This is a genomic window from Elongatibacter sediminis, from assembly GCF_037892215.1.
Lineage (GTDB): Bacteria > Pseudomonadota > Gammaproteobacteria > Xanthomonadales > SZUA-36 > Elongatibacter > Elongatibacter sediminis.
In genome coordinates, this window is the sequence record NZ_JAZHOG010000007.1 from 97289 (window position 1) to 120032 (window position 22744).

25 protein-coding genes are annotated in these 22744 nt (G+C 63.4%); 9 read left to right on the plus strand and 16 right to left on the minus strand.

What is annotated here, in order from left to right; genetic code table 11:
- Positions 1-77: 77 nt before the first annotated feature.
- Both V3330_RS11430 and V3330_RS11435 read right to left on the minus strand, forming a co-directional pair.
- On the minus strand, positions 78-323 hold the full coding sequence (locus V3330_RS11430) for a hypothetical protein (protein ID WP_354695554.1): 246 nt from the start codon (positions 321-323) through the stop codon (positions 78-80).
- Positions 324-1514 (minus strand): AMP-binding protein, encoded by a 1191-nt coding sequence (locus V3330_RS11435; protein ID WP_354695555.1) that lies wholly within the window; start codon positions 1512-1514, stop codon positions 324-326. It abuts the gene before it with no gap.
- A gap of 215 nt (positions 1515-1729) precedes the next feature.
- Between V3330_RS11435 and V3330_RS11440 the strand changes: the two genes are divergently transcribed.
- Positions 1730-2929: a CDP-glycerol glycerophosphotransferase family protein gene (locus tag V3330_RS11440; RefSeq protein WP_354695556.1), complete on the plus strand. Its 1200-nt coding sequence runs from the start codon at positions 1730-1732 to the stop codon at positions 2927-2929.
- 9 nt (positions 2930-2938) lie between these two features.
- Here V3330_RS11440 and V3330_RS11445 read toward each other — a convergent pair whose 3' ends face one another.
- The 6 genes from V3330_RS11445 to V3330_RS11470 form a co-directional block, all read right to left on the minus strand.
- Complete coding sequence (locus V3330_RS11445) at positions 2939-3913, minus strand: lysylphosphatidylglycerol synthase transmembrane domain-containing protein (RefSeq protein ID WP_354695557.1); 975 nt, start codon at positions 3911-3913, stop codon at positions 2939-2941.
- Between the two features lie 253 nt (positions 3914-4166).
- Positions 4167-4598, minus strand: a complete 432-nt coding sequence (locus V3330_RS11450; RefSeq protein WP_354695558.1) for a hypothetical protein — start codon at positions 4596-4598, stop codon at positions 4167-4169.
- Positions 4599-4846: 248 nt separating this feature from the next.
- The gene (locus V3330_RS11455) at positions 4847-6346 is read right to left on the minus strand and encodes a class I SAM-dependent methyltransferase (protein WP_354695559.1); all 1500 of its coding nucleotides are present in this window, start codon (positions 6344-6346) and stop codon (positions 4847-4849) included.
- Complete coding sequence (locus V3330_RS11460) at positions 6325-6639, minus strand: hypothetical protein (RefSeq protein WP_354695560.1); 315 nt, start codon at positions 6637-6639, stop codon at positions 6325-6327. Before V3330_RS11460 ends, V3330_RS11455 begins: the two co-directional genes overlap by 22 nt.
- A gap of 163 nt (positions 6640-6802) precedes the next feature.
- Entirely contained in the window at positions 6803-8284 is a 1482-nt protein-coding gene (gene rimO, locus V3330_RS11465) for a 30S ribosomal protein S12 methylthiotransferase RimO (protein WP_354695561.1), read from the minus strand.
- 31 nt (positions 8285-8315) lie between these two features.
- A complete protein-coding gene (locus tag V3330_RS11470) occupies positions 8316-9221 on the minus strand; it encodes a cation diffusion facilitator family transporter (RefSeq protein ID WP_354695562.1) in 906 nt (301 codons plus the stop codon).
- On the opposite strand from V3330_RS11470, the gene V3330_RS11475 reads away from it, so the two are divergent.
- Positions 9220-9492: a hypothetical protein gene (locus tag V3330_RS11475; RefSeq protein WP_354695563.1), complete on the plus strand. Its 273-nt coding sequence runs from the start codon at positions 9220-9222 to the stop codon at positions 9490-9492. The genes V3330_RS11470 and V3330_RS11475 overlap by 2 nt on opposite strands.
- Before the next feature lie 100 nt (positions 9493-9592).
- Here the strand turns inward: V3330_RS11475 and V3330_RS11480 are convergent, their stop codons facing one another.
- From V3330_RS11480 to V3330_RS11500, 5 genes are all read right to left on the minus strand, one after another.
- Positions 9593-11080: a PDZ domain-containing protein gene (locus V3330_RS11480; protein ID WP_354695564.1), complete on the minus strand. Its 1488-nt coding sequence runs from the start codon at positions 11078-11080 to the stop codon at positions 9593-9595.
- Positions 11081-11110: 30 nt separating this feature from the next.
- Complete coding sequence (locus V3330_RS11485) at positions 11111-11665, minus strand: hypothetical protein (RefSeq protein ID WP_354695565.1); 555 nt, start codon at positions 11663-11665, stop codon at positions 11111-11113.
- A gap of 33 nt (positions 11666-11698) precedes the next feature.
- A complete protein-coding gene (locus V3330_RS11490; protein ID WP_354695566.1) occupies positions 11699-12361 on the minus strand; it encodes an RNA polymerase sigma factor in 663 nt (220 codons plus the stop codon).
- 105 nt (positions 12362-12466) lie between these two features.
- Positions 12467-12772 carry a hypothetical protein gene (locus V3330_RS11495; protein ID WP_354695567.1) on the minus strand — a complete coding sequence of 102 codons (306 nt, stop codon included), beginning with the start codon at positions 12770-12772 and terminating at the stop codon, positions 12467-12469.
- A gap of 49 nt (positions 12773-12821) precedes the next feature.
- Positions 12822-14948: a M13 family metallopeptidase gene (locus V3330_RS11500; RefSeq protein WP_354695568.1), complete on the minus strand. Its 2127-nt coding sequence runs from the start codon at positions 14946-14948 to the stop codon at positions 12822-12824.
- A 126-nt stretch (positions 14949-15074) separates the two neighbouring features.
- Here V3330_RS11500 and greB point away from each other — a divergent pair, with 126 nt between their 5' ends.
- From greB to V3330_RS11535, 7 genes are all read left to right on the plus strand, one after another.
- Complete coding sequence (gene greB, locus V3330_RS11505; protein WP_354695569.1) at positions 15075-15578, plus strand: transcription elongation factor GreB; 504 nt, start codon at positions 15075-15077, stop codon at positions 15576-15578.
- Between the two features lie 160 nt (positions 15579-15738).
- Positions 15739-16233, plus strand: coding sequence for an Hsp20 family protein (locus tag V3330_RS11510; protein WP_354695570.1), 495 nt, complete (start codon positions 15739-15741; stop codon positions 16231-16233).
- A 92-nt stretch (positions 16234-16325) separates the two neighbouring features.
- Positions 16326-16628 (plus strand): metalloregulator ArsR/SmtB family transcription factor, encoded by a 303-nt coding sequence (locus V3330_RS11515; protein WP_354695571.1) that lies wholly within the window; start codon positions 16326-16328, stop codon positions 16626-16628.
- Entirely contained in the window at positions 16625-17290 is a 666-nt protein-coding gene (locus V3330_RS11520; RefSeq protein WP_354695572.1) for an SdpI family protein, read from the plus strand. Before V3330_RS11515 ends, V3330_RS11520 begins: the two co-directional genes overlap by 4 nt.
- Before the next feature lie 59 nt (positions 17291-17349).
- Positions 17350-18114, plus strand: a complete 765-nt coding sequence (locus V3330_RS11525; protein ID WP_354695573.1) for a lysophospholipid acyltransferase family protein — start codon at positions 17350-17352, stop codon at positions 18112-18114.
- Positions 18095-18802: a rhomboid family intramembrane serine protease gene (locus V3330_RS11530; protein ID WP_354695574.1), complete on the plus strand. Its 708-nt coding sequence runs from the start codon at positions 18095-18097 to the stop codon at positions 18800-18802. The genes V3330_RS11525 and V3330_RS11530 overlap by 20 nt, the downstream gene beginning before the upstream one ends.
- Before the next feature lie 8 nt (positions 18803-18810).
- Positions 18811-19869 (plus strand): SRPBCC family protein, encoded by a 1059-nt coding sequence (locus V3330_RS11535; protein WP_354695575.1) that lies wholly within the window; start codon positions 18811-18813, stop codon positions 19867-19869.
- Positions 19870-19948: 79 nt separating this feature from the next.
- Here V3330_RS11535 and V3330_RS11540 read toward each other — a convergent pair whose 3' ends face one another.
- From V3330_RS11540 to V3330_RS11550, 3 genes are read right to left on the minus strand one after another with little or no spacing between them, the layout of a single operon-like run.
- Positions 19949-20845 (minus strand): DMT family transporter, encoded by an 897-nt coding sequence (locus tag V3330_RS11540; protein ID WP_354695576.1) that lies wholly within the window; start codon positions 20843-20845, stop codon positions 19949-19951.
- Positions 20842-21567 carry a leucyl/phenylalanyl-tRNA--protein transferase gene (gene aat / locus V3330_RS11545; RefSeq protein WP_354695577.1) on the minus strand — a complete coding sequence of 242 codons (726 nt, stop codon included), beginning with the start codon at positions 21565-21567 and terminating at the stop codon, positions 20842-20844. Before aat ends, V3330_RS11540 begins: the two co-directional genes overlap by 4 nt.
- A complete protein-coding gene (locus V3330_RS11550) occupies positions 21564-22730 on the minus strand; it encodes a GNAT family N-acetyltransferase (RefSeq protein WP_354695578.1) in 1167 nt (388 codons plus the stop codon). Before V3330_RS11550 ends, aat begins: the two co-directional genes overlap by 4 nt.
- Between the last annotated feature and the right edge of the window lie 14 nt (positions 22731-22744).

Consider the following 22744-nt stretch of genomic DNA (forward strand, 5'->3'; position numbering starts at 1 on the left):
GCACTGAGCGTGTTGCCAGAAGCCGCGTTTCGCCGAGCCGTTGCGGATCAAGCCCGTCGAGCGGGCGGATGGCCGGATCATTCGGCAAAAGAAATGCCTTTGCTTTCGAGTGTGGACATGATGTCGGCGACACCGGTGATGGCCATGGCCTCTTCAGGACTGAAGTGATAACCGAAATCTTCATCGACACCGACCGCGATCGCCACCACCGACATGGAGTCCCAGGTCTCGACCTCGTCACGCTTGAGATCGAAATGAAATTCGCTGGGGTCCAGCAGCAGGATGTCCAGGAGCAGTTCCCGCAATTTTTCCCGATTTGTCATTTATATTCTCTGTTTCCAGTGGACCTGTGTGTTCCCTGCACCAGGCAGCCCTTTGAGGTCTATCTTGCCATTGGGCAATAGTGGCATCGATTCCAGGCTTTCCACCCGCAAAGGCCAATGTGGACGGGTATGGTACTTTCTAAAGCCCATCAATACCTCGCGCACCTGCTCTGGTGTCGGCACGGGCGCCAGCACAAGAACGCAGCCGGATTCGCACGAAGCATCCTGATCGGTGTAAAACGCCGCGTCACCGGCCCAGTGCTCCTTCACGGTGGTCATGAGTTGGGGTAGTGAGATTTTTTCGCCGTGGCGTTTGAACACGTCGTTTGCTCGACCCATCAGCCGCACGCCGCCATCGGTTCCGATGATTCCAAGGTCTCCAGTTGGCAGCCATTCTTCATCGTCGACATGGTGCAGCCGCGTGTCATCGATCAGCGCTATGGCCCGATAAGGGCTCCGGAACAGCAATCGGTGCGACGGGTCACTGCGCAGCTCCACGCCTGGCAGCGGACATCCGACATGGCTGGCGTCCTCGGCATCGCCGGCGCGTCTCATGCTCAGACGCGGCATGGCTTCGGCACAGCCGTAATTGTTGTAAATCTCCGCATTCGGAAACCGCTCCTTCAGGAAATCCAGTTCTTCCTGCGGGAAGCGGCCGCCCGCGAAATGCACGCGAATAATTCCCGGAAATGAAGCTTCCGGAAAAAAACGGCGAATCAAGGGCACTTGGCTGCCGACCAGGCACAGCATGGCGTTCGAGGCCCCGGCGAGGATCTGCATCAATCGGTCCGGAGCACTGAATCCTTCGGTCAATCGGAGCTTTCGCTGGAATACGTGCGACCACAACCATTGGTTGATGAAGGCGAAACTGTAGCTCAATGGAAGAGTGCACACCGTTTCGTCAACCGGTTCACTGTTTTGTTGCTCATGCAGAACGCGCGCCAGCGCCTCGGAGCGGTTGCGGTTACCCACAATCAGCCGGGGCTGGCCGGTGCTGCCGGAGGTCAGCAAGGCGAAACTGTCGGTCGGGCAGTGTTTGGTGATCAGTCGGGTGGCATTGCCAATCCAGTGCCGGTGAATTTCCTGCCGTGCTGGCAACAGAACAAAAGTGTTCGGTTCGGTCCATCGACGCTGAAGCAGGTTTGTGTCTTCAGCAATATCCTGTTCCGTGATGATGTGGATATCGGACATGGTTCGGCGCTTTGCCTCTCTTAGTCATGGATCGCTGCCGTGCGAACCTTCGCGCGCCCGGAACGGGTTCCCGAGTTCAGGGGAATGTAATGGCCCTGAACCCGAAAGTAAACGAATCGGGTCATGGCTCCGGCGCCAGTGTCTGTGGCACTATGATATTCGACTCGTGCTGTCATGCGAGCGTGGTCGCGGCGTAACTTCCCTTAGGAATAAGAATGACAAAGTACATCCAAGTCATCGCCGGGTTGGCAATGAATTTTCTGCTCTTCCTGCTCTCGTACGTGGTGCCGAAACAACGCGACAAATGGCTTCTCGGTGGGGGGATGGGACACCGGTTTTCCGGAAATACCCGATTTCTCTATCAATATCTCGTTCACAGGCGATCGGTGCCGGATGTTCCGGACGCTCACTGGATCACCAAGAGCGCGCAGGTGCTCCAGGCGCTGCGGAAGAACGGAAATCCGGTTTACAGCGCCTGGTCGCTGCCAGGATTGTGGGCCATTTTGCGTGCGGAATTCCTGCTGATCGAAAGTGGCAATTCCGCGGATGTCGGAGGTCATGATATTGCTTACGAGCGTTTGTTTCTCGGGCGATTCAACGTAGTCCAGACCTGGCATGGGACGCCAATGAAACGGATTTGCCTGGATGCGCTGAGGGATCGAGATCTCTCGCGCTTTCACGAGCGATTGTATTTCCAGTTGTACCAGTGGGAACTCTCTTCGGTGCGTCTGATCATTGCGCTTTCGGACATTGCCAGTGAGCGCTTGTCGTCTGCCTTCGACAATCCCAATGTCGCGATTACCGGTTACCCCAAAAACGATGTCTTTTTCGATGCTCCCGAAGCCTGGGGAATACGTACACCGTGGCGCAAGTACGAAACTGTCATTGTGTATGCTCCGACCTTCCGTGATTACCCGGATGCCACTCGCCCGTTCTCCGACGAATTTCTCGCCAGAATCAATGAACATCTGGCAGCGCGAAACTGGGTCCTTTTGATCAAAAAACATGCATTTGACCGGACGCTTCAGATTCCTCCATCCATGAGCCATGTCGTGGACGTTTCGAAGTCGGTCGATGACATTCAGGAACTACTGGTTCAGGCTGATGTGCTGATCACCGACTATTCGAGCGTTTTCGTCGACTACTTGCTGGCGCGGCGACCCATCATTTTTTATGCCTATGACATCGAGCGCTACCTGAGTGATTCGCGGGTCATCGGAGATTTTCAGAAAGAGATTCCGGGGCCGCTCGTCCGCACGGAAAAAGAACTGGAAGAAAAGCTGTTCAAGCATTCGGTATGGTTCCAGGAACCGGAGTACACAAGGACATTTGAATCGCTCGTGAACTATCACCATGTCCACCAGGATGGTAAATCCTGTGAACGTGTTACTGAGCGGCTGCGAGCATTACGTTAAGGGAGGAGTTCAGTCTCCGGTGGTGGCGCTGGTATCGGCCACGGCCGCCCGCCGGTCCAACACGAACCATGTACCGCCAATAATGGATAGCATCCAGATATAGCAGCGGCTGATCAGGGACACGGCCACTGCATAGGCTGGTTCAACCCCGGCTACAATCAAGACTGCCGCGAGCGACGCTTCACGGATACCAAGACCGGCAAAGCTGACGGGAATGATCACGGCCAAGGCTGTGAAGGTCACGGCCAGCAGGATTTCGGCGATGGTTGCCGAAGAACCGACGGCTGCAAGAAGCAGGAAATAGCAGAACACCCGCGAAAATATCACGCATATTCCCAGAAGCCATAGCATCACCTGTTGTCCCGCAGTCAGGCTTCGGACAGCCCGTATCGACTCACCCAGCAGGTGGCGGACATGGCTCGAAATGGTCCGGCCCAAGCGTCGGCCCGGCGCCGTTCCCAGCGTTAATAGCAACAAGACGGCTATGCCAGCACATATCAGGGTCCAGGGAACATTGTTGCCAATCGATTCCCACGCGATATGGCTGTCTTCCCTGGCGAGCCCGGCGCCCAGCAGAAGCGCGGTGCCGGCCAGAATGGCATTGAGTACGAGGCCGGTTGCACGGAGAAATGCCGAGAGGGAAAGTGGTTGGATCAGTCCCGGTCGGATGGCGTGCATCTGCTGTACCTGGTAAACGTCCGCGCCAATCATGCCGGGCATGAAATTGCCAAAGAACAGGCCGACGAGGAATAGGCGGGCACTGTCGATCCACCCGATGCCGTAGCCCGCGAAAACGATGCGAAGGCGGCCGCATTCGAAGATTCCCTGGCTGGCGAACAAAGCGAACGACGCAATCAGCAGGGGCGGACTTGCTGTTTTAACTGCATCCCACAGACTGGCGTGATCCACCATGCCCAACAGGGTGAACAGCAAGGCCAGACCAAAGACGACTTTGGCCGTGGTTTTCCAGCGCTTCTTGTTCATGGCCGTGGAAAAGTCGCTTGGTGCCCGGATTGGCACCAACGCAAGATTACCACTTCAGGCCGTGTGGCAGGATCAGTCGATTCGCGTGGGTCGTGGCGGTTGTGAGCGTGGGATTTACAGGTACCGGTGAAGGCGCCGCAGCAACGAGGCGCCACTGGGTGGCGGGTGCATATAGCGCATTTCCCGTCGGGTGGGGCAGACCGGGGAAAGTCGATGCGTGGCAGTCAGAACCGAGATGGCCGGCTGACCAGACTCAGTACTTCTTGCCCTTGCGCCACTGCACCTTGTCCACGATCTGCTCGCCGGTGAGGCCGTCGAGGTTGGAGGCGAGTTTTTCGCGGTTACGTTTGGCGGCGAGGTCGTAGATCATCAGGTAGTCGATGGCGTTGTTCAGGGTGGTGAATTCGGCCTTGGTGGCTTGTTCTCCGATGGCTTCCAGGCTTTTCTCGAAGGCTTCGAGGCTGCTGCCGTCGACCGGAATCTGCATGCCTTCGCTGAAGCGGGAGACTGCCTGTTCCGACGGGCTGGCGGCGTCGACCGCGGCGGCATCGACCGGTGCGGACTCGACGGCTTCCACGGCGTCGGCGACTTCGGTTGACGCCTCGTCACTGGGGCCCGCGTAAGCGGTGCCGAGGGCGAGGAGCGCGCTGATGGCGAATGGTTGAATCAGTTGAATCGGCTTCATGGTGTTCCTCGACTTCTTGCATTGTTTCATCGGAGTTTCCGGTTGCGGGCCCGGGTTTGCGGCCCCTGTGTTGGTGCCCGGTCGCAGGGGCGACGTTCTTCGACGCTCTTCCGGTTGCTTGCCCTTCGTTACGCCCGGGCCTGCATGGCATCGGCCGCTTGTGCCGGCAGCGCATTTCGACACGTGTTGCGGCAAAAAATTCCGCCGACGGCACAACAGTGGCCACCTCGGCCCGGTCCTCCGCGGGTTCAGCCCCGGGGGCGCCGCGCCAGCAGAATCTTGAAATCGCGGTTTTCTGCCGGTTTTTCAAGCGCCTGGAAGGATTTCTCCAGCCAGTTTTCGTAGGGCAGGTACCGGTTGCAGACCAGCAGCATTTTACCGGTTTTTTTCAGGCGGGCGGCGGCCCGGGTGAAAAATTGCCGGGCGACGTCGAAATCGGTGTCGACGCCCTGGTGGAAGGGGGGATTGCTGATGATCCAGTCCAGCGCGGGTCCCTCGGCCGGGAGGCCGTCGGCGGCCTTCAGATGCACCCTGGGCTCGTTTTCGGGCTGGGCGGGTATGTTTTCCCCGGTTGCCGGGGGCGCGGATGCCAGGCCGTTGGCCTGCAGGGATCGCGCCGCCGAGAGCAGGGCGGCGGCGTTGCTGTCGACCAGGGTCATGTCGAGTTCGGGATTGGCACGCAGCAATGCCAGGCCGATGATGCCGGCGCCGCAGCCGAAATCCAGGCAGTGGCCGCTGATTTTCAGGGCGGCGAAGTTCTCCCCGAGAAATTTGAGCAACAGGGCCGTGCCGCCATCCAGGCGTCCGTGCGCGAACACGCCCGGCAGGGATTCGATGCGCAGCACGCCGCCGGGCAGTCCCGGGGGAAGTTGCAGTTCCCATTGCTGGCGGTAGTCAGCCACATCGAAAGGCGTGCCCGGTAGTGGCTCGGCGGCGCGGAACAGAACGCAATGGCGGGCGCTGTCGAGCTTTTCGACCCGGTTGAAGCGGGTGGCCAGGCGGCGTGCCGCCGACTTGATGCCGGCGCGGTTTTCGCCCACCAGCCACAGTTGGGCGTCTTGTGCCATGGTGCTGGCGCAGGCGTGAAGGAGCATTTCCAGGCGGTCTTTTTCGCGTGGGAGAAAGAGGATGATCGTTGCCGTGGGTGTGGTTCTGCCGGTGGACCCCGGCTCGGGGGCCGGGGTGACTGGGGGGTGGTCCGAATTCCGCGGCAGTGGGTCGCTGGGTGTTCCAGTACCGGTGGACCCCGGCTGGGGGGCCGGGGTGACTGGGGGGTGGTCCGAATTCCGCGGCAGCGGGTCGCTGGGTGTTCCAGTACCGGTGGACCCCGGCTGGGGGGCCGGGGTGACTGGGGGGTGGTCCGAATTCGGCAGCAGTGGATCGCTGGGTGTTCCGGTGGTGGTGAACCCCGGCTGGGGGGCCTGGGTGACGGGGGTGTGGTCCGAATTCCGCGGCAGTGGATCGCGGGGTGTTCCGGTGGTGGACCCCGGCTCGGGAGACGGGGTGACGGTCGGGTGTCTTGGGGTGGTGGAGGGGTCGTCCGAGGCCCATGGGAGCAGACCGAAACGGGTGTCGGCGCCGCTGGTTCGTAGCCAGTCGAAGTCGCCGTAGTCCTGGGTGGAGATGCTCACCGAATGTTGCGCGGCGAGTTCACGGTAGAGACCGTCGCGCGGTGCGTTGAGCAGGAGTACCGGCCCCTCGGGTAGAGCGCTGGCGTTACGCAGGATCAGTTCGCTGGGGCGTTGCATGGCGGTGATTCGGGCGATTGTTGGGTGTTGTGGGCCGGGTGGATCCCGGATCGCGGCTGGGCCGCGTCCGGGATGACGGTGAATGGCTGCGCCGCGTCCGGGATGACGGTGAATGGCTGGGCCGCGTCCGGGATGACGATGAAAGGTTGCGCCGCGTCCGGGATGACGGTGAATGGTTGCGCCGCGTCCGGGATGACGATGAAAGGTTGCGCCGCGTCCGGAATGACGGTGAATGGTTGTGCCGCGTCCGGGATGACGGGGTGTGGGAAAGTGGCAGGGCGTAACGCCTTCACTCCGTCATGCCGGGCCTGACCCGGTATCCAGTGGCCTGGACGGTGCTGCTCGCGTTCCAACCCGTCATGCCGGGCTTGACCCGGCATCCATCCGGCGTGCCGTAAATGTACCGCGGTTGCCTTGTATCTGGGGCACATGCCTGCTCCGTGCGGGTTCCGCGCGTTATTGCGGGTCATCCAGGCGTCCGAACAGGTCGTAGTCGTCGGCGGCCTCGATGCGTACTTTGACGCGGTCGCCGGGACGCAGGCGGGCGCCGTCGGTGATGGTGACGATGCCGTCGATTTCCGGGGCGTCGGCGGTGCTGCGGCCGATGGCGGAGCCGTCTTCGTCGCGGCCAACGCGGATGTCGTCGATCAGCACTTCCTGCACGGTGCCGACCTTGCGCTGCAGGCGTTCGCGGCTGATGCGGGCCTGCGTCTGCATGAACACTTCCCAGCGTTCCTGCTTCACCTCGTCGGGTACCGGGCCTGGCATGTCATTGGCGGCGGCTCCTTCGACCGGGGAGTACTGGAAACAGCCGACGCGGTCGAGTTGCGCCTCTTCGAGGAAGTCCAGCAACTCCTCGAACTCTGCCTCGGTCTCCCCGGGAAAGCCGACGATGAAGGTGCTGCGGATCGTCAATTCGGGGCAGATGCCGCGCCAGATGCGAATCCGCTCCAGGGTGTTTTCAGCCGCCGCCGGCCGGCGCATGCGTTTGAGTACGGCGGGGCTGCCGTGCTGAAAAGGCACGTCGAGGTAGGGCAGGATGCGGTTCTCGGCCATCAGCGGGATGATGTCGTCCACGTGCGGGTAGGGGTAGACATAGTGCAACCGCACCCACGCGCCCAGGCTGCCGAGGCCCTCGCACAGTTCCTTCATCCGGGTGCGCACCGGGCGGCCGCCCCAGAAATCCAGTTTGTACTTCAGGTCGACGCCGTAGGCCGAGGTGTCCTGCGATATCACCAGCAGTTCCTTGACGCCGGCCGCGACCAGCCGTTCGGCCTCACCGAGCACCTCGCCCACCGGGCGGCTGACCAGGCGGCCGCGCATCGAGGGAATGATGCAGAAGCGGCATTTGTGGTTGCAGCCCTCGGAGATTTTCAGATAGGCATAGTGACGTGGAGTCAGCTTGATGCCGATGCCATCATCGGCGTTGGCGTCTGTGCGGGCACCCGCATCGCTACCGGCGGTTCTGGAATCGGCATCGGTACGGGCCTCGGCGGAGGTGCCTCCGCTAACGCCCCGGGCTTCTGCGTCGGGCCGGGTCCGTGGTGGCGGCACCAGGTCGGTGAACGGGTCGTGGGTGGCCGGCTGTGGCGCGTGCCGGTGCACCGCGCTGACCACGTCTTCGTACTGCTGAGGGCCGGTGACGGCCAGCACTTTGGGGTGAACTCGGGTGATGTCGTCGGAGTTCTTGCCCATGCAGCCTGTCACGATGACCCGGCCGTTGGCCTCGAGGGCTTCGCCGATGGCTTCCAGCGACTCCGCCTTGGCGCTGTCGATGAAGCCGCAGGTGTTGACGACGACCACGTCCGCGCCGTCGTAATCAGGCGCAATGTCGTAGCCGTCCTGGCGCAGTTGGGTGAGGATGCGCTCGGAGTCCACCAGCGCCTTGGGACATCCCAGGCTGACGAAGCCGACGCGTTTGGCTTGCGGGGTTTTCATATCGGGAGTCGCTCGATGGCTGGCCGCGGGTTTAGTCGTGCACATCGGGTTCGAAGAACAGCCAGCGAACCGAGGGGAATTGCTCGCGGAAGGCGAGTTCGACGCCATTGATCGATTCCACCAGCGCGACATCGGAGGCCTGCGGTGTCATCCGGGCTTTCACCGCCACCACGGCATCGGGGCCGAACTGCAGGGTCAGCAGGTTGTAGACATCATCGACGTCGCGGTGCTCCTGGAGAAAGGCTCGCATCTGGTCGAGTTGGCGCGGCTCCACGCTCTGGCCGATCAGCAATTGCTTGACCTCGATGGCGATGAACACCGCGATGATGATCAGCAGCACTCCGATGGTGATGGTGCCCAGCGCATCCCACAGCGGGTTGCCGGTGAGAACACTGACCAGCACCGCCAGCAGTGCCAGCACCAGGCCGAGCAGGGCGGCGATGTCTTCGCCGAACACCACGATCAAGGCGGAAGTGCGGCTCTGGCGGAACCACTGCCACAGGTTGCGGCCGTGTCGCTCCTTGTTCACCTCGCGCATGCAGCCCCACAGCGAGATGGATTCGGCGACGATGGCGAAACTGAGCACGGCAAAGGCCACCCAGGCGTGCGACAGCGGTTCGGGGTGCTGCAATTTGTGGATGCCTTCGTACACCGAGAACATGCCGCCAATGGTGAACAGGATCACTGCCACCAGGAACGACCAGAAGTAGATGCTCTTGCCGAAACCCAGCGGATGCTCATCGGTCGGGTCGCGCCGGGTCTGGCGCAGCCCCAGGATCAACAGCAATTGATTGCCGCTGTCCGCCAGCGAGTGAATGGTTTCCGCCAGCATCGCGCCGGAACCGGTGAATATTGCCGCCACACCCTTGGCAATGGCGATCGACAGGTTGGCGAAAAACGCGAACAGAATGGACTTGAGTGAATCGGGCGCCGACATGCGGGCTCCACGTTTGGATGCTTTCCTCGAAGGTTGCCATTATCCGGCGCTTTCGTTGTACCCACAAGCGGCAGGTGGCGAGGGCCGGGTGGATCCCGGATCGCCGCTGCGCGACGTCCGGGATGACGGGGTGGTGGGTGGCGTCCGGAGCGACGGGGTGGTGGGTGGCGTCCGGAGCGACGGGGTGGTGGGTGGCGTCCGGGATGACGGGGTGGGGGGCGACGTCCGGGATGACGGGGTGGGGGGCGACGTCCGGAATGGCGGAGGGTGATGAGTCCGTGTGCGGGTGACGGGGGTGCCAGGTCCCTTGGTTTTTGTTGGCGCGGCGTTCGGTTGGACCCTCGGCGCGGGCTTGGGTGCCGCAGCGGGGGTTAATCGGTCACGTTGGCGGGCGCGTTGCCAAGGCGGGTGGGCAGTGCGTTGAGATGCAGGCCACCGAACCGGTTTTCCGGTACGGTGGCGGTCAGGGTTCGGCTGCGTCGGTCGCGCTTGATGGCCAGTTCGACCTCGTTGCCCGGTTGGGTGTCGCGCAGCGCCCGCAGCACGTCGGCCGGGCGTTCCACGGCTTCGCCGTCCACCGAAACAATCACGTCGCCGGACTCCAGGCCATACACGTTGTCGGTGTCCGCGCGAACGATCAGCACACCCCGCTCGGCTTTGAAATAAGCCCCCAGTTTCGGATTCAGTGCCACCATTTCCAGGCCATGGGTATGCGGCAGGCCGAACATCAGGTTGGCTTCCTCGAGCGCATGCCGGCCCATGGCCGAGAACTCGTCGCCATCGAAGCTGAAATCCTGACTGAACTCGATGGTTTCGCCGTCTTCGCCGATAAAACGGTACTCGAAGCGTTGCAGTTGTTCATCGATGCGTTCCAGTTTGCGTTCCAGCTTTTCGTAATCCAATTCCGGGATCTCGATACGTTCCACCACCACGTGCGGAGCCTCGTCGGGAAGTGGCGGTGACGTGGGGTCGGCGGTTGCGCTCGGGGCAATCGGCGCCGACGGCGCGTGCAGTCGAACCAGTGACTGCCACGATGCCGGTTCGCGTTGCTCGGCGGTTACGCTGAAGTTCAGCCGTTCGTCATCGCGCAGCACCTCAACCGGCAGTTCCTGGCCGTCGCCGACATCCTCCATCAGTGAGAGCAGGGTGTCGCGAGCATCGCCATCGGAGTTGGCGGCCAGTTCGATGCCGTTGAGCATCACCAGCACATCGCCGGCGCGCAGTCCGGCGCGCTCGGCCGGGCCGTCCGGGGAAACTCCGATCAGCTGGATGCCGTTGTCGTCGGCGGGGCCCAGCAGGACTCCGATCACCGCGCGATCGCCCAGGTTGAATGCGCGTATCCGCGCGCTGCGCTCGCGTTCGGCCATGGCCAGTTCGCGGTGGGCGCGGGCCACTTCGCGCGAGGCATCGCGCAGCGCCCGGTGAGCGCGGCTGAGTTCTTCGCGCATTCGGCTCTGATCCTGCATGTTTTCGGTTCGGCTTTCCGCCAGACCCTGGCGCGCTTCTTCCATGGCGCGGGCAGCCTCGGCCAGTTGCCGTTCAGCTTCGGCGATTGAAGCCGCGCGTTCGGCCTGGCGGGCCTCGCTACGCACCTGTGCCGCTTCGTGGCGCATCCGTTCGGCGGATTGTTTCGCTTCGGCCTCACGCGCCTGCTCGGCGGATTGTTTCGCTTCGGCCGCGCGCGCTTGTTCGGCGGCTTGCATTGCCTGTACCTGACGAGCCTGTTCGGCCTCGGCTGTCTCGCCGGCGGCCTGGGCCGCCGAGACGGCCGTCAGCCCTGCGAGCAGGGCACCCAGCGCGAGCAGCGATCGTCGTTGTGCCGGGGCGTGTTGGGATTGAGCGGATCGGATGTGTGTCATGGAGTCATGTTCCTCGTGCATTCGTCTTTCCTACAGTGACGCGACCTGGCCGGTTTCGGGTCGCAGCGACTGCCAGTAAAGCTGATTCAGATCCAGCAACAGGTTGACCCGTTGGCTCCACAGGGTCGGCGAATCGGGTTGCCGGCTCAGGGCATCGTCCACCTGGGCCACCAGATCTTCCAGTTCGATCTGGTAGACCAACGCGCCGGACGGCATCGGACCGGTGTCGGTGCGCAGCCGCCGGAGTCGCGCTTCGAGCTGCTGCGACAGGCTCATCAGCGCGGCCAGGGTCCGTTCGGGACTGGCGGAAGATGCGGTGGCCTGAGCGGTACTTTCAGCGGGCGTGGCCGCGGCCGAATCCGCAGCTGCGCTGCGCGGCGGATCGCCGGGATTGGGCAGGCCGGGGAAATCCGTCTGCAGCCAGGCGGTGAGGCCGGCCGCCAGTACCATGCCCGCCGCCGCCCGGTACAGCCGGCGCCGCCTTTGGCGCTGACGCAGCGCCGCCGCCACGGCTGGCCACGCATCGCCCGGTGGTTCGGGTTGCGGCAGTGAGGCCAGCCTGAAGGGATCACGGATATCGTTCATGTGGTTCATTAGCCTCTGGGTATGGGGTTCGCATCAGCAACCTCCGGCGGGTACACCGGCAGGATAAGGAGACTTGCCGGATGTAGCCTGTTCGCGGTCGTGGTCGCGTTCGGTTGGCTCCGAGGCCGGTTGGTCCGTACTCGTATCGCGCGGATTCATGCCGGGTCCCATCAGTTCGCGCAGGCGGGCCCGGGCACGCGAGAGCCGGGTTTTGGAGAAACTGGCCGTCAGGCCGAAAAAGCCGGCGATTTCGGCGTGGTTGTAGCCTTCGACATCGTAGAGCCACACCACGGCGCGGTCTTCGGGGTCCAGCCGGGACAGCGCATCGGCCAGATCCAGCCCCAGTTCGACACGGCCGGCATCGCCCGGCGCGGCGGCGTGGTACTCCTCCAGTTCGATCGCATCGTGTTTCGGGGCTCGCCTCAGCGCGCTGATGGCGTGATTGACCACCACCCGGCGCAGCCAGCCCCAGAACGGCGAGTCGCCGCGAAACTGACGCAGGCGTTCCAATGCGTTGATGAAAGCTTCCTGGGTCACGTCCTGCGCCAGTTCCGGGCACTGGCACACGCGGTAGGCGATGGCATAGACCGGTTGGTGGTACAGCCGGAAGATGCGTTCGCGCGCCGCCTCGTCCCCGCGGCGGGCGCGGGCGAGGGTAACGTCGTCCAATGTGATGTCGAAGGCGGAGCCGCTCATGTACCCATTAGACGCGATTGGGCGCCAAAAGGTCGCAGTTCGGTAGCGGTCCTGCGCACTTTGACTCCAGAGACTCGCGGCTGTCCTCCAGAGACTCGCGCCTGTTCACCGTGCCTCGGTCCCGTCATCCCGGCCTCCGAGCCGGGATCCATGGGTTTGGCGCGGGGTGGGGTTGTGGGCCGGGTGGATCCCGGATCGCCGCTGCGCGACGTCCGGGATGACGGGGAGGAGGTTGGCGTCCGGGATGACGGGGGTGAGGTTGGCGTCCGGGATGACGGGGGAGAGGTTGGCGTCCGGAACCACGGGGTAGTGTCCCTCGCACCCGTCATCCCGGCCCCCGAGCCGGGATCCACTCGCCTGGGCCACTGCGGAAACGATTGCCGCCTCACGCTCAAACCCCGGTTCTGTCATCCCGGCCTCCGAGCCGGGATCCATGGGTTTGACATGGGGGAAGCGGGTGCTACCAGATTTTGACCCGGTCTTCGGGTGGCAGGTACATGCCGTCGCCTTCCTTTACGTCGAAGGCTTCGTAGAAGGCCGGGACGTTCACGGCGGCGCCGTTGGCGCGAAATTTGGTTGGCGAATGGGTGTCGATGGTCAGCAGCCGCTTTTCCTCTTCGGGGCGGCGTTTTTCCCGCCACGCGCGGGCCCAGCCCAGAAAGAAGCGCTGATCGCCGGTCCAGCCGTCGATCACCGGCGCTTCGGCGCCGTCCAGCGACAATTGGTAGGCCTTGTAGGCGATGCTCAGGCCACCCAGGTCGCCGATGTTCTCACCCGAGGTGTACTGCCCGTTGATGGTCAGACCGTCGATGACTTCGTAGGCGTCGTACTGTGCAGCCAGTTTGTCCTTGCGCTCGAGAAAGCGGGCGTTGTCTTCGGGTGTCCACCAGTCGCGCAGATTGCCGTCGCCGTCGAACTTGCGGCCCTGGTCGTCGAATCCGTGGCCGATTTCGTGGCCGATCACCGCGCCGATGGCACCGTAGTTCACCGCGTCGTCCGCGGCCAGGTTGAAATAGGGAGGCTGCAGGATCGAAGCCGGGAATACGATTTCATTCCACATCGGCAGGTAGTAGGCGTTGATGGTCTGCGGCGTCATCAGCCATTCGGATTTGTCCACCGGCCGGTCGAGTTTGTTCAGGTTGCGCTGATATTCGAAGGCCGTGGCCCGCTTGAGGTTGCCCACCAGGTCGCCGGGACGGATTTCCAGCGCGCTGTAATCACGCCATTCGTCGGGGTAACCGACCTTGGAGTTGAAACGGGCCAGCTTGGCCAGTGCCTCCTGCTTGGTTTCCTCGCTCATCCATTCCAGGTCGGTGATGGATTGACGGTAGGCCTCAATCAGGTTGTCGATCAGTTCCTGCATGCGGGCCTTGGCCTCGGGCGTGAAGTGTCTTTCCACGTAGAGTTGGCCCAGCAGTTCGCCCATGTTGCCGTTGATCGAGGCGATGGCGCGTTTCCAGCGCGGGCGTGCCTGCTCCACGCCGCGCAGCCCCTTGCGGTACATGTCGAACCAGGCGCTGAAATACGTTTCGCCCAACACCGGGGCGTAACCGCTGAGGAGCTGGAAAGTCAGGTAGTTCTTCCAGGTTTCCACGGGCGTATCGCTGATGATGTCGTCGGCGGCCTCGAAGAAACTCGGTTGCATGACAATGTAAGTGTCCCGCTCGGGCAGTCGGCTGGCCTCGAAAAACCCTTCCCAGTCGATCTCCGGCGCCAGGTTTTCCAGTTCGTCGGACGAATGCGGGTTGTACTGACTCGCCCGGTCGCGATTCTGCTCGCGTGTCCACTGCACCTCGGCCAGCCGGGTTTCCAGCGCCAGAAGCTCCTTGCCAATGGAGTCGGCGCCGTCCAGTCCGGCCAGGGTGAACAGGCGCTCAGCATAGTCCTGCATCAACTGGCGTCCCTGCGCGTACTGCTCATCGTCTTTGAGATAGTAATCGCGGTCGGGCAGGGTCAGGCCATTCTGCGCCACGTACACCACGTTGGTGTTGGCGTCCTGGAAGTCCGAGAAAATGAACAGTCCGATCGGGTTGTTGATACCGTCGGTGCCCAGTTCGCCGAACAGGCGCACGATATCGGCATGAGTCTGCGCCGCGGCGATACGCTCGAGGTCCGGCTCGATGGGCTTCTCGCCCAGCTGATCGGCGGTTTCCGCATCCATGTAAGCGTTGAAGAAATCGCGGATTTTCTGCGCCGGACTGCCCGGTTCCACCGCGTCGGCATTGCTGACTTCCTCGACCAGTTTGCGCACGTCCTCTTCGGTCTTGTCGGCCAGTACCAGGAAGGTGCCGTAGCGCGATTTGTCGGCAGGTATTTCGGTCTGCTCCAGCCAGGTGCCGTTGGCGAAGGTATACAGGTCGTCTTGCGGGCGAACCGAGCGGTCGAAGCCGTCCGCCTCGATACCACTGACGAGCGTTTCGGCAGACGCGTCCGGTGTCGCGGTATCCGCGGTGGCGGGCGCCGGCGTGCTGCTGTCGCCTGCAACCTCGGGTCCGGACCCGGATTGCGGGCCGCAGGCGGTCGCGAGAACTGCGATCACCGCGATCAGCGCGATGGCGGTTGCAGGGGTGGGAATTCGCTGGGACATGGTTCGAATCTCTGCGATGGGAAAAATTGGCGGCATTATGGACCAAATCGCGTTGGTCACGCAGGTGTCATTGGTTGGGCTAACATGCACCCGGCTGCAGATGCGGCGAAGCGCGGGAGAAACTCGATGGGACGTTGGCGTCCGCCACCGGAAAAAAGCAGCCCGTACATCACGGCCGAAGGCGCCGCGGCGCTGAAGACGTGGCTGACTGACTTGTGGAAGCTGCGGCGCGGTGAAGTGGTGCCCGCGCTGTCCGCGGCGGCGGCCGAGGGCGACCGTTCGGAGAACGCCGAGTACATCTATCGCAAAAAGCAGTTGGGCGAGATCGACCGCAAAATCCGTTACCTGAGCAAACGCCTGGACGAGATCGAGGTGGTCGACCGCACGCCGCCGCAACAGGACCGGGTTTTTTTCGGTGCCTGGGTCGGTATCGAGGACGAGCAGGGCATTGCCGCGGAATACCGCATCGTCGGGGCGGACGAGACCGATGCGGCGCGAGCCTTGATCTCGGTGGATTCGCCACTCGCGCGGGCCCTGTTGGGGCGTTCAGTGGACGACGAGGTCCAGGTCAGCCTGCCCGAAAAGTCCGTGCTCTACACCATCACGTCCATACGTTACGAGCGCCACTGAGGGCCGGGCCGGCGGGGCCATTTGGACCGCAGAAGGCCTTGAAACTTTCCAGCTCATCCCCATTTTCTGATTGCGGTCGCCAGAAGGGGCCGCAAGCGCTTCCGGCCATACGGCGGAAGCTGACATTTGATACCGAATTGCTTCACAGGAGGATACGGTAATGACGACTTTTGATCTCTCACCCTTGTTCCGCACGTCCGTTGGTTTCGACCGTCTGGCGTCCCTGCTCAACTCAGCCCATCGCGTCGAACAGGCCGGCGGGTACCCGCCGTACAACATCGTTTCGGCCGGTGAAAACGAGTACCGCATCACCATGGCGGTAGCGGGTTTCGCGGAAAATGAACTCAAGATCACCACAGAACTGAACCAGTTGACGGTCACCGGCGAAAAGTCGGAAGACGAGACCGCCGGCGCGGAGAAGTTCCTGTATCGCGGCATCGCGACGCGTTCGTTCGAGCGGCGGTTTAACCTGGCCGATCACGTGCGCGTGACGGGCGCCCGCCTGGACAATGGCCTGCTGCACATCGACCTGGAACGCGAACTGCCGGAAGTGATGCGGCCGCGCACGATCGAAATCGACAGCGGCAAGGCATTGCTGGAAGGCGAATCCGCAAGCGGTCAGTCCGCGGAGGAGACGGAAATCAAGGCTGCCTGACGGGCGCCGGTTTCCGTTCGATCGAAAAAGGGGCGCCTCTCGGCGCCCCTTTTATTGTTGACATATTTCGATATTTGTTTGAATATCGAAATATGAAACCCGATCCCGGCCCGGAAATGCCCGGAGAGCGCCTGTTCAAGGCTCTGGGCGACCCGCAACGCCTGCGCATCCTGCGGGCATTGCGGGGCGGCGATCTGGCCGCGGGTGAACTCGCGGACCGGGTGGCGGTGTCGGCCGCGACTTGTTCCCACCACCTTGGCATCCTGCGTGATGCCGGCCTGGTCCGCGTACGCCGGGACGGGCAATCACGAATCTACACCCTGAATCTGTCCGTGTTCGAGGAGGCCGTGATGATGCTGACCCAGTTCCTCAAGCCGGGAGTGGGACGCCGATGAAAGTGTCCCGTCTCAATCTCTTGACCGCCGTGGTCGTCGCGGCGCTGGCCGCACTGGCGTGGGCCTGGTACCCGCTGTTGCCCGATCCGGTGCCCACCCACTGGAACCTCGATGGCGCGGCGGATGGCTGGACCGCCAAGCCCTGGGGCGTGTGGTTGATGCCGTTGATCGCCGGGGGCACCGCGGCATTGCTGATGGCCTTGCCCTGGGTCGCACCCAGGGGATTCCGTCTGGAGGCGGGCCGCCGGGCTTATGATCTCGTGGTGTTGCTGGTGGTGTCCTTTCTGGGGGCTCTGGCCGTTGTCGGCTGGAACAGTGCCATGGGTGGCCGCCTGGGAATGGATCGGGCGCTGCCGTTTCTGCTGGGTGCGTTCTTCATCGTGCTGGGCAATTACCTGGCCAAGTTTCCGCGCAATTTCTTCATCGGCATTCGCACCCCGTGGACCCTGGCCAGCGAAACCGTGTGGAACCGCACGCACCGCCTGGGCGGTTGGTTGTTCATGGCGGCGGGTCTGGTTTGCGTGCTGACCGGTCTTGCCGGCGGTCCGCTGTGGCCGGGACTGCTGGCGCTGGGGCTTGCGGCGCTGGTGGCCACCGGCTACTCGCTGGTTTTATACCGGCGGCTGCACGGATTTGTCAGCGAGGATACAGACTCCGGCTGACCGCCGGCAGCGCCAGGATGGCACTGTACCGGGCACCGGTATCACGTAAACTTCGAGCCATGAAGAAGCTTCTCTACTGGCCGTACCAGGTTTATGTCTGGCTGGTCTACCTGCCATTGGTCGCCGTGCTGACCCTGGTCTTCAGTACCCTGACCGTGATTACGGCGGTGCTGGTCAACGACCGTGTCGCCAGCCGCGTGTTCGCGGTCACCTGGGCGCGCCTGGTGGCCTGGCTGACGCCGATTTCGGTAACCGTGGAAGGCCGGCAGAACGCGGATCGCAAAAACACCTACGTGGTGGTGTGTAATCATCAGAGTCAGTACGACATTCCCGTGGTGTACGGCTGGCTGGACCTGGACCTGAAATGGGTCATGAAGCAGGAATTGCGCAAAATTCCGGGCATTGGCATCGGTTGCGAGAAGGCCGGCCATATTTTTGTCAATCGCCGTAACCCGCGTGAGGCCCGCAAGGCAGTGATGCAGGCCCTGGACCGCCTGGGTGATGGGGTGGGCATCCTGTTTTTCGCCGAAGGCACCCGCAGTGACGACGGTCGGTTGCTGCCGTTCAAGAAGGGCGCCTTCCGGTTGGCCATCGAGCAGCAGTTGCCGGTGCTGCCGATCACGATTACCGGCACCCGCGACGTTCTGCCGGCCCGAACCCTGCAACTGTTTCCGGGTCGTTGCACGATGCACATACACCCACCGATCGACACCACGGAAATGAGCTTGCAGGATCTCGATGCGCTGCTGTCCGAAACCCGCGCGGCCATCGCCTCGCGTCTGACCGCGCCGGACCGTCCCGCTGATGCCGCTGCACCAGCCTGACCCGGACTTCATCCGCTCGCGCCGCGCCCAGGCCAATTTCAGCCTCGCGCTGCGCGTCTCGCTGGCCTTCGTGGCGCTGTTGTGGGCTATTTTGCTGGCCGACGGCCTGTTCGGCCTCGACCTGTATCGCTTCGGCCTGCGGCCCGGCCGGGTGTCCGGCCTGGTCGGTATTGTCACCGCGCCGTTGCTGCACGGCGGGGCAGGGCATCTGTTCAACAACAGCATTCCCCTGGTGGTGGCCACGACGGCCATTCTCTACCTGTATCCCAATTCGGCGCTGCGCGCGATTCCGCTGATCTGGCTGGGATCCGGACTGCTGGGCTGGTTCATCGGCCGCCCCAGCCTGCACTTCGGCGCCAGCGGTCTGCTGTACGGTCTGCTGGCCTTTGTTTTCGTGGGCGGCGTGTTGCGTCGCGACATGCGCTCGGTGTCGGTCTCCATGCTGGTGGGTTTCCTGTACGGCGCGATGATCTGGGGGGTGTTCCCGATTCGCCCCAACATGTCATGGGAACTGCATCTGACCGGGGCGATGATGGGCGTGCTGCTGGCGTTCGTGTTCCGGCGCTGGGACCGGGTGCCGGTCAAGCGTTACGACTGGGAAGACGATGACAGCGTACCCGAGTGGTATCCTGAGAACGATACTGACGCGCTGGACGCGCCGCGCCGTGAGCGCGACCGGGAAGAATAGTAAGAAAAATGCTTAAAAAAGTCTTCTATTCCATTGTAATTATTGTAATAGCTTTGCTCGTTATCGGGCTGTTTCTGCCTCGGGAAGTACACGTCGAGCGCAGCATCGTCATCGAGCGGCCGGCTCCAACCGTGTTCGCGCTGGTCGACGGCTACGCCACCTTCAATGCCTGGTCGCCGTGGGCCGTCCAGGACCCGACGGCAAGTTACCAGGTCAGCGGCCCCGACCGGGGCGTGGGAGCGCGCATGGAATGGGAGGGCGACCCGCGGCTCACCGGCAGGGGCGAGCAGGAAATCGTGCTCAGCGAGCCTTACCGGCTGGTGCGTACCCGGCTTCGGTTCGACCAGCAGGGCGAGGCCGACTCGTATTTCGCGCTGCAGGCGGTCGACGCCGGCACCCGGGTGACCTGGGGTTTCGATACCGATCTCACCGAGGGGCAATCCGCGCTGTCGGGACTCGTGGCGCGTTACTTCGGACTGTTTTTCGACCGCTGGATCGGCACCGATTACGAGCGCGGGCTGTCCAACCTCAAGGCCTTTGCCGAGGAACTGCCGGATGTGGATATCTCGGGGCTGGACGCGGAAATTCTCGACGTCGAACCGGTGGAGATCCTGTACATCGAAACCGGCAGCCGCCAGGATCCCGGTGACGTGGCCAATGCGCTGGCGGATGCCTACCAGAAAATCATGGGGTTCATTCTGGAGCACAACCTGGAAACGTCCGCCCAGCCGATGGCCATCACCCGTGCCTGGGACGAAAACGGCTACGCCTTTGACGCGGCGATTCCGGCCGGGACCAACGGTCTCGATCCGGATGGCGAGGTGCAGGCCGGCTGGTCGCCGTCCGGGCACGCCGTGCGGGTAATTCACCGCGGGCCCTACGACCGCATGAAGCCGACCTACGACCGGTTGGCGGCATACATGGCGGTGCACGGGCTGAAGGAAGGGTCGGTCTCGTGGGAACAGTACATTTCCGATCCGGGCGCGACCCCGGAGGATGAACTCGTCACCCACATTTATTTTCTGCTCGAGGGCGAGCCGGGTCCCGATCTGCAGGAAAAGGACTGAACCGCGGCCGCCCGGACCGCACCGGCTCGAAACGCTAGCCCGAAGCCCAACCCGAAACGTCAGCCCGAATTTTCAGCCCTCAGGCCTTGCCGATGGCCTCGCGCGCGCGGCGTTTCGCGCGCTGTTCCCGATACAGCACGAACAGGCCCGACGCCACCACGATGGAGGCACCGACCCAGGTGCGGCCGGTAGGCAGGAAACCCCAGATGAGGTAGCTGTAAATCACCGCCCAGATCATGTGGGTGTAGTCGAACGGCGCGAGCACCGCGACCGGCGCCCGACGAAACGCCGCCGTCAGCGCGACCTGGCCGAGCGTGCCGGAAACGCCCAGTACCGCGACCAGGGTCCAGTGTTCGGCTGCGACATCGCGCCACCCCGGGATGGCGACGAAGGCGGAACCGACGCCGATCAGCGCCGTGAACCAGAACGCGATGGTGACGCTGTTGTCCTTCTCGCCAATGCGCCGCAGCAGCATCACGGTGGCGGCGTAACAGACCACCGCCAGCAGGCCCATCACACCGCCGTAGCTGATCCAGCCGGCGCCGGTGGGTTTGAGCACCAGCAGCACGCCGCTGAAACCGGCCATTGCGGCGAGGATGCGCAGCGGCCCGGCCGGCTCCCCCAGGACCGGCCCGGCAAGGAGCGTGATCAACAGGGGCGCGGCGAAGAAAATCGCGTAGGCGTCGGGCAGGTGCAGTTCGCGAAAGCATTCGCCCACGGTGTACAGCATGCCCAGACCGATGATGCCCCTGATCAGGTGGCCGAGCGGGTAGGCCGTTTTGAACTGCTGGCGGCCGGTGACCAGGATCCAGACAAAGAACACCGCCGCCGAGACCGCGCAGCGCAGAAACACCACCTGCATGCTGGAGTAGTGCGCGACCAGCAGTTTGAACGCCACGTCCATCAGCGCGAGCATGCAAACACCCGCCATCATCAGCGCGATGGCCCGGCCGGAATGCTGTGCGACGCGGCTCACCAGCGCACCCGCGGCGTGAACCGGCCGGTCCATGCACCCGGCGGCGAGCCGGGGGCATCGACCGCGGCGGCCAGTTGCGCCTCGAATTCGTGACGCGGAACCTCGACCGCGCCGAGTGACAGCAGGTGCGGGTTGGTGACCTGGCAGTCGAGCAGGGCGAAGGACCAGTCCTCCAGTTGATGACACAGGGCGGTCAGCGCCAGTTTGCTGGCATCGGTGACGCGGCTGAACATCGACTCGCCGAAGAACACCCGGCCGATGGCCAGTCCGTAAATGCCGCCGACCAGCGCTTCGTCCCGCCACACCTCCACCGAATGGGCGATGCCCATGTCATGCAAGGCGACAAAGGCGTGCTTCAATTCGTCCGTAATCCAGGTGCCCCCCTGCGGCTCGCGGGGCTCGGCGCAGCCGTCGATGACGGCGGCGAAGGCGCGATCGGCGGTGATGCGATGGTTGCCGGCGTGGTGGCGCCGCCGGGTGCGGCGCGATACGTGCAGCTCGTTCGGGTAGACCACGCAGCGTGGATTGGGCGTCCACCACAGGATGGGTTCACCGTCCGAATACCAGGGGAAAATTCCCCGCCGGTAGGCGCGCAGCAGGCGCTCCGGTTCCAGTCCGCCGCCCCAGGCCAGCAAGCCGTTCGGGCGCGGCAAGGCCTGGTTGGTCGGCGGAAAGGGCGCGCTCGCGGTCGGGCCCAGGTGGGGCAGTTGCAACTGGCTCACGGTCGGTCCCTGTCCGTTCCGTCGCGGCGAAAGGGTTGGTGTGCCTCCAGTTCCTCGCGGTACTGGTCCAGCCAGTCGTCTTCGCGCTCCAGGTGCGCCGCGATGGCCCGCCGGAACACGGGATCCCGCACCAGGTGAGCCGAGCGGGTCTGCGTGGCGACAAAACCGCGGCTCATCTTGTGTTCGCCCTGGGCGCCGGGCTGGAACACCTTCAGGCCGCGTTCGATGCAATGTTCGATGCCCTGGTGGTAGGCGGTTTCGAAATGCAGGCCGGCGTGCTGCTCGATGCAGCCCCAGTAGCGCCCGTACAGGGTGCCGCCACCCTGCAGAAACCAGCTCATGGCGATGGGCCGGCCCTCGCGCAGGGCCAGGGCCACCATCACGGCCTCGGGCATCGTGGTGCTCAGGCGGTTGAAGAAATCGGCGGTCAGCGCCGGGTGGTTGCCGTGTTCCAGAAAGGTCTGCTGGTAGCAGGCGTAAACGAAGTCCCGTTCCGCCTCGCTGAGTTCGCCACCGGCGCGGCGCTCCAGGCGAATGCCGGCATCCGCCACCAGGCGGCGGTCGCGGCGCATGTTTTTGCGCTTTTTCGAGCGCAGGCTCGCGAGAAATTCGTCGAAAGATCTGTAACCGGCGTTGAACCAGTGGAACTGCCAGTCATGCCGCGCCAGCAGCGGGTCACGCCGCAGCGCGGTGCGGTCCGTCTCGCTGAAGAAATTGCAGTGCCAACTGGACAGGTTGAGTTCCTCGCAGGTTTCGATGGCCTTGCTCACCAGCGCGGCGCGCAGCGCAGCGGGGTCTGGATGCCCGGCCGCGACCAGCAAGCGCGGACCGGGCACCGGAGAGTAGGGTACCGCGGTCAGTAGCTTGGGGTAATAGGCATGGCCGTAACGCTGGTAGGCATCGGCCCAGGCCCAGTCGAACACGAACTCGCCGTGCGAGTGGGCTTTCAGGTAGGTCGGCGCGAAGGCGACCAGCCGGCCTCCCTCGTACAGTGCCAGATGATGGGGCTGCCAGCCCGATTCCGGGCACACCGATCCGGAGCTTTCAAGGGCCTGCAGAAACCCATGGGAAACGAACGGGTCTCCGTCGTGCTCCAGTCCGTCCCAGTCGGTTGGATCGACGTTGCCGATGTCCGTGACGACGCGGGCGGAAAGCGGTGGCATCGCTCAGGTCATCG